At 67.2% G+C, this 6,027-nt stretch carries 5 protein-coding genes; all 5 read right to left on the bottom strand.

Annotated elements, in window-relative coordinates; all coding sequences use genetic code 11:
* Positions 1 to 1,689: YadA family autotransporter adhesin (locus HMPREF3115_RS17270; RefSeq protein ID WP_256276229.1), on the bottom strand; the 1,689-nt coding region annotated here is incomplete at its 3' end.
* A gap of 942 nt (positions 1,690 to 2,631) precedes the next feature.
* On the bottom strand, positions 2,632 to 3,534 hold the full coding sequence (locus HMPREF3115_RS17265; protein ID WP_006411299.1) for an aminomethyltransferase: 903 nt from the start codon (positions 3,532 to 3,534) through the stop codon (positions 2,632 to 2,634).
* Between the two features lie 96 nt (positions 3,535 to 3,630).
* Entirely contained in the window at positions 3,631 to 3,849 is a 219-nt protein-coding gene (locus HMPREF3115_RS17260) for a hypothetical protein (RefSeq protein WP_009687263.1), read from the bottom strand.
* 223 nt (positions 3,850 to 4,072) lie between these two features.
* Positions 4,073 to 4,723 (bottom strand): NADPH-dependent FMN reductase, encoded by a 651-nt coding sequence (locus HMPREF3115_RS17255; RefSeq protein ID WP_070555334.1) that lies wholly within the window; start codon positions 4,721 to 4,723, stop codon positions 4,073 to 4,075.
* A 269-nt stretch (positions 4,724 to 4,992) separates the two neighbouring features.
* Positions 4,993 to 6,027, bottom strand: a 1,035-nt coding sequence (locus HMPREF3115_RS17250) for a DUF3999 domain-containing protein (protein ID WP_070555332.1), incomplete at its 5' end; no start/stop codon positions are given.

Below are 6,027 nucleotides of genomic sequence, written 5' to 3'. Positions count from 1 at the left end.
CGAAGCGGAAGTCGACAGCGAAGAGATGCTCGACGTCGTCGTGCTCGCCACGGCATAGAGCTGGCTGCCGTTGATCGCATCCGTGCTGGTCGCGCTGACGAGCCCCGCGGCGACGTTCTGCACGCGGCGCTCCGCGTTCGGCTGGCCGACGCTGACGACGCCGCCTGCCGCGCCCGCGCCCGCATAGTTGCCGAAGGTCTGGCCGCCGATCGTCGTGTTGCTGACCGACGTGGTGCCGCCGGACGTCGACGTCAGCGCACTGCTCGTCACCGAGCTGCTGCCGAGCGCGACCGAATTCGCGACGTTCGCGGTCGACCCGACGCCGAGCGCGATCGCGTTCGTCACCGACGCCGTCGCGTTTTGTGCGAACGCGACGGAACCCGCGCCCGACGCAGTCGAGTTCGAACCGAACGCGGTCGCGTACGAGTTCGACGCGACCGCTGCCGCACCGACGGCCACCGCGCCCGCGCTGCCGCTCGCCGTCGCGCCGTTGCCGAGTGCGAGCGCGTCTGCGCCGGTCGCCTGCGTATTGGCCGCGAAGCTGCCGACATTGCCGAGCGCGATCGCGCCCGTGCCGTTCGCCGTCGCGGCGTTGCCGATCGCGACCGAGCCGTTCGTGCCCGTCGCATTCGCGGCGCTGCCGATGGCCACCGAGCTGTTCGACGCGGTGTTGCTGTTGCCCATCGCGACGGAGCCCGTACCGCTCGCCGAGTTCGCGTTGCCGAGCGCCACCGCGCCTTGGCCGTTGGACGTGTTGTTCGCGCCGATCGCGAGCGCGCCGGTGCCGGTCGCGCTGTTCGGGTCGCCGATCGCCACTGCGCCGTCGCCGGCAGCCGTCTGACCGCGGCCGATCGCGACTGCGCCGCCGCTTGCCGTACTGCTGTTCGCCGTCGTGCCGGTCGAGCCGATCGCGACGTTGCGGCCGGTCGCGCCCGACACGACACCGTCGCCTTGCGCGATGCCGTATGCGCCGTTGACGGTTGCGCCGCGGCCGACCGCGATGCCCGACGTGGCCGCCGACGCAACCGACGACTGCCCGCCGATCGCGATGCCGTCCGACGCGGCCGCTTGCGCGCCCTTCGTCGCGTTGCTGCCGATCGCGACCGCGCCGGCGCCCGACGCGATCGTCGAGTTCGCGTACGACAGCGGCGTCGTGCCGTTGCCGGCCGCACCGCCGATCGCCACCGAGTTCAGCGCGTTCGCCGTTGCGCCGAAGCCGAGTGCGGTCGAACCGGCGCCGCTCGCGGTCGATTCGAGGCCGGCCGCCGTGCCCCACAGCGCGGCCGACGACAGGAAGCCCGTCGCGGTGCCGCCGGTGCCGGTGATCTGCGCAAACGCGCCGTAGGCGGTGGCCGCAAGGTTGTTGTTGCCGCTCGCGTTACAGCCGGCGACGGTCGAATACGTGCCCGAGCCGTCGGACGCATACGCGTTCGTGTTGCCGGTGGTCGTGCGGCCGACGGTGCCGTTGCCGCCGCTCGACGTACACGACGAGACGGTGAACTGCGAGCCGTTCGTCGTGCCGGGCACGAACGTGTTGGCGCTTGCCAGGGCAGGCAGCGCCGTCAGCACGACGGCGGCGGCGATCGCGACGGCGGACTTGTTCGGCTTTCCGCGCGCGGCGTCGAGTTCGGATGCCGCGACCCAGGCGCCGAGCGCCTCGTTCCAGATCGAGCGGTATGTGCGGTTCATGTCCTGCTACCTCCAAATAAGCACGCAACACACCTGGCTCTTTTCGGTCGTCGAATCTGCCGTGCGCTCGCGCCAATCTCAAAATGACGAGCGGAGTTTATGGGAGGTGCATTTTAGAGATTGCAAAGGAGTGAAAAATTCGCTCGGTCGAAAGTTAAAAGATCGTCAACGGATCAAGTTCAGGCATTTCTGATCGTAATGCCTATGAAACATCGTGAAAGGCGGAGAGAAAGATTGGCGGGAGGCCTGGGGTTGATGTGAAAGTTGCGTAAAATCAATCACATAGTGGTGCGTCCAGCCAAGCCACTGGTTATCTTTCTTACCATCATGAAAGGAAAATGAAACCGCAAACGTTTGCGGGGTGGGCGAACCTTTCTTGTATGTAATGTTGTTGCGTAAATCTTTTTGATAATCGCGGATGTTGAATTTCGTGATTTGCGATGTGCTTATCTTAATCGTTTTGATGGCGTCATTTTTATAATAATTTAAATCTCAAAAGCCGATTAAAGTAACGATCGACTATGCCGAAATACGCATGTGGCGACCGTCGGCGGCCCGTCCGGCGGGCGCTTGCGGCCGATACGTGCGTCGTGCCGGCTTCACAAAGATGTAAAAAAATGCAACCGACCGCGCTGCGAACATCTCGTCGAATTTGGCGAATTTCTCCCAATTGGAAGATTTCAGCAGGTCGCGCCGGAAAATCGCCCGAACACGCGATGCCCGCCCGCCGCAGCCGGCACGCAGAAGCGACGCAAATGGGGCTTGGACGACGAGCAGAGGCGCTGCAGCAACGAGGCCGCAGCGCAATCGTCGGACGAATGCGCGCCCACGGAGCGGCGCGATGACGAACGGGAGGATGGTCGCCGCGGAGCCCAAAGGTTCGGAATGCGTGGCGCACATGGAGCGGGCGCCGCCGATTCCGGCGGGGCCGCGCGTAGAGGCTTACTTCCGCAGGAAACGCAGCGCGAAGCGCGCCAGGCGCGGCACGAACATCGGTCGCAGCAGGCGCGTGTCGTAGCCCGCCATCCGGCGGTCGTTCTCGGTCAGGCAGAGTTCCAGCAGTTCGCGCGGGTTCAGCGCATCGCCGACGGCGGCCGTGCCGGTCGCCGGGAAGTTTGCGTCATGCGCGACGCCGTCCGCGTCGATACCGCGCGCGATGCCGATCCGCTCCCAGATCAGGAACGCCCACACGGCCGCGACGCGCGCGAAGAACCACGGGCGGCGCCACCACGGCATGTTGCGCCAGTACCACGCGAACCAGTTCACGAAGAACAGGATGTGACGGCCTTCTTCCTGGATCACCGGCTCGAAGGTCTCGACGAGTTCGGGCGGGAAGTAGCCGGAGCGCTGCGCGGAACGGAACAGGCCGAACGCGAAGAAGCTGTCGATGCATTCGCTGAAGCCTGTGACCATCCACGACCATTCGGGATCGTTCGGCGCCGGATACGGCGGCTCGGGCGCGAGCTTGATCCCGTATGCCTCGACGAGCTTCGACAGCACGACCTTGTGGCGCGCTTCCTCGCCGCCGTCCATCTCGAGCGCCTGGCGCAGCAGCGGATCGTCGACCGTCGACGCGAACGTCGCGACGCGGATCGACGCGCGGCCTTCGGTCTGGACCGCGATGTCCCAGATCGGCAGCGACGTGAGCCGTTCGAGTTCGTCCGGCTTCAGCGGCGGCCAGTCGATCACGGCCGGCTTGTACGGGTTGTGCGTGTCGAGCAGCATGCGGCAGAACATCTGCTTGTGCGCGTCGGAACCGATCTTGACGGGACCTTGCCTCTCGAAGGTCCAGTTGCGCATTGCGTGATCTGCTGCTGCGTGCTCTTCCTGCAGCGTGTCAGTCATGGCTGTTGTTATGCGATTACGGAACGAAAGATTCTCACATAGGTTCCGGTTTCGCGTATTTTTCGTACGGCCATGACGCGCGCCGCTTGACGAATGTCACGCGTGCGTGTCGACCCATAGCCGTCCCCAGCGGGACGCATAGGCGAGTGCGTGCTCTTCCTCGAAGAAGAAATCGATCGCGTCGAACGAAACGGCGCGCGATGACGGGCCGCCGCTTGCCTTCTCGATCGTCAGGTTGGCGGCGAACAGCCCGTTCGGCAGCCGGGCGGCGGCGGGGGCCACTTCGTAGCCCTTGTAGCGGATCGTGCGGTTCATGGGCCTGTGCAAAGAAGGTTCGGGCTGTCAGCGTACGAAAATCGGTCGCGTGCGTGAACCAATCTTTCGGCCAATGCTAATCATGCGCCGCGCGCGATCGTTATCGCTGCACGGCATCGGACGACCGCATCCGCGCGTGCAACGCGCGCGGCGCGCGTCCGAAAACGCGCCGCCCGCGCGCGGCGAACGTGGGCCGGGCGCGGGCGGCGCAGAGAACGGGCGATTACTGATTCGCGATTTTCAGCACCGGCGCGAGCGCGTCGACCGATGCCGCATGCGTGGCGGCGCGATGCGAAGCGAACGCCAGCGCGAATTCGGCCGCTTGCGCGCCGACGGTTTCGAGCTGGGCGACCACTTTCGGGTCCGAGCAGCTGTCCGCGCTGTCGAAGCGCGTCTCGAGCGTGTTCACGGTTGCGCCGAACGGCGTCGGCCAGCCGCGCAGCGCATGGACGACCGAGCGTAGCGACGTGAGCACGGTGCCGGCCGCCTGCCAGCCGTACGCCGTGACGATCAGGCCGACCGCGCGTCCGTCGAGGTAGGGCCGCGCGTCGCCGCGCAGTTCCTCGAGCGTGTCGAGCGCGTTTTTCACGAGACCGGATACGCCGCCGTGATAGCCGGGCGTCGCGATGATGATCGCGTCGGCCTCGCGCACGGCGTCGATCAGTTCGCGCTGGGCGTCGGTCAGCGTGTTCTGTTCGGGCGCGTAGTGCGGCAGCGTATGCAGGAACGGGCCGTCGAACAGGCGCGTACGCGCGCCGGCCGCCTGCGCGCCGCGCAGCGCGAACGACAGCGCGCGCTCGGTCGACGACGCGGCGCGGGTGGTCCCGCCGATGCCGACGACGAACGGCCGGCGATGTTGATCGAATGCAGTCAAGGGGCGCTCCTCTCGGGAATGGCTTGCCCGGCTAAGCACAGGCTTAAAACTGCATGGTAACGACCGCGTCGCCGCTGTGAAAACGACTTTTCGTTCTATCGATATGCCGACGCGGCGTGTGCAGTGCGGCGCAGAACGATAGCAGAAATGCTTGGTTGGGCCGGCGCGGCGCCGTCGATATGATGAAACCGTCTCCTCCATGATGTCTCGACTGACATGGGTTGGCCCCGCCGCGCGGATGCAGGCGGGGCTTTTTTTCGTCCGTCGCGCTAGTTGCCGCCGTCGCGAATATCGCTGCTGTCGCGGCTGTCGTCGCCGGTGCCGGTGCCGGTGCCGGTGCCGCGCGCGAGACGCCATGCGATCGCGCCGAGCATCGCAACCGCGACCGCCAGCGCACCCCATAGCACGTAGCGGCGTGTCGCGTCGGTATCGATATCGACCGGTGCCGGCGGCGGTTCGGCCACCGGCAGCGCCGCGCCGACGCGCGCGGGCCGGACTTCCGGTGCGAGCCCGACCAGCAGCGCGTCGCGCGTCGCGGCGGTCGACGCGAGCGACGCATTGCCGACGCCGAGCGTAAACGGCGGCGCGCCGCGCGCGACGAACGTCAGTACCGCAGGATGCCAGCCGACCGCAATCGTCGGTTGCCCGCCGCCGAGCCCGCCGTTGCGCATGTCGACGACGAGCCGCCATGCGCGATCGGTGTTCGCGGCGAACGTCAGCGGCGGATTGCGCTGCTCGCCGCCGTTGCGCTGCAGCCGGAACAGCACGGCAGTCGCGACGTCGCGCCAGGGTGCCTGCGGCGTCGCGCGGCTTTGCAGCGTGGCGCGCGCGACGGTGTTCGGCTGCGGCAGATCGATGCGCACGCGGTCGATCGGATACGCGCCGTCGGTATCGAAGCGGTACGCGCCGCGCACGTCGTCGGCCTGCACGCGCACCGCGTTGCGCCATTGGCGCGGCACCGCCGCGGCATCCGTCGCGGACGGATCGGACGGGCGCGTTTCGACGTCGATCGACGCGATCTCCGGCGCGCCGTCGAGCCAGTTGAGCCGCAGATAGCGCGGCCGCGCGCCGTCGAGCGCGATGCGCTCCTGCACGAGGAGATCCGCGCCAGTGCCGACCTTCAGCAGTTGCGTCTCGCCGAGCGGACGCCATGTGCGCAGATCGTCGCTCGCATCGACGGCGACGCGCCCCTGATAGCTGTCGTCGCGCAGATGCACGAGCAACGCATCGGGCTCGCCGTCCGCATGCGACAGATCGACCAGATCGCCCCCGCGACGCGACGCGTCGCCCCAGTCGCGGCGCAG

This window comes from Burkholderia sp. HMSC10F09 (genome assembly GCF_001806955.1).
GTDB lineage: Bacteria > Pseudomonadota > Gammaproteobacteria > Burkholderiales > Burkholderiaceae > Burkholderia > Burkholderia multivorans.
Note: the sequence above shows the minus strand (reverse complement) of the source record. Positions and strands in the feature narration are given on the sequence as shown.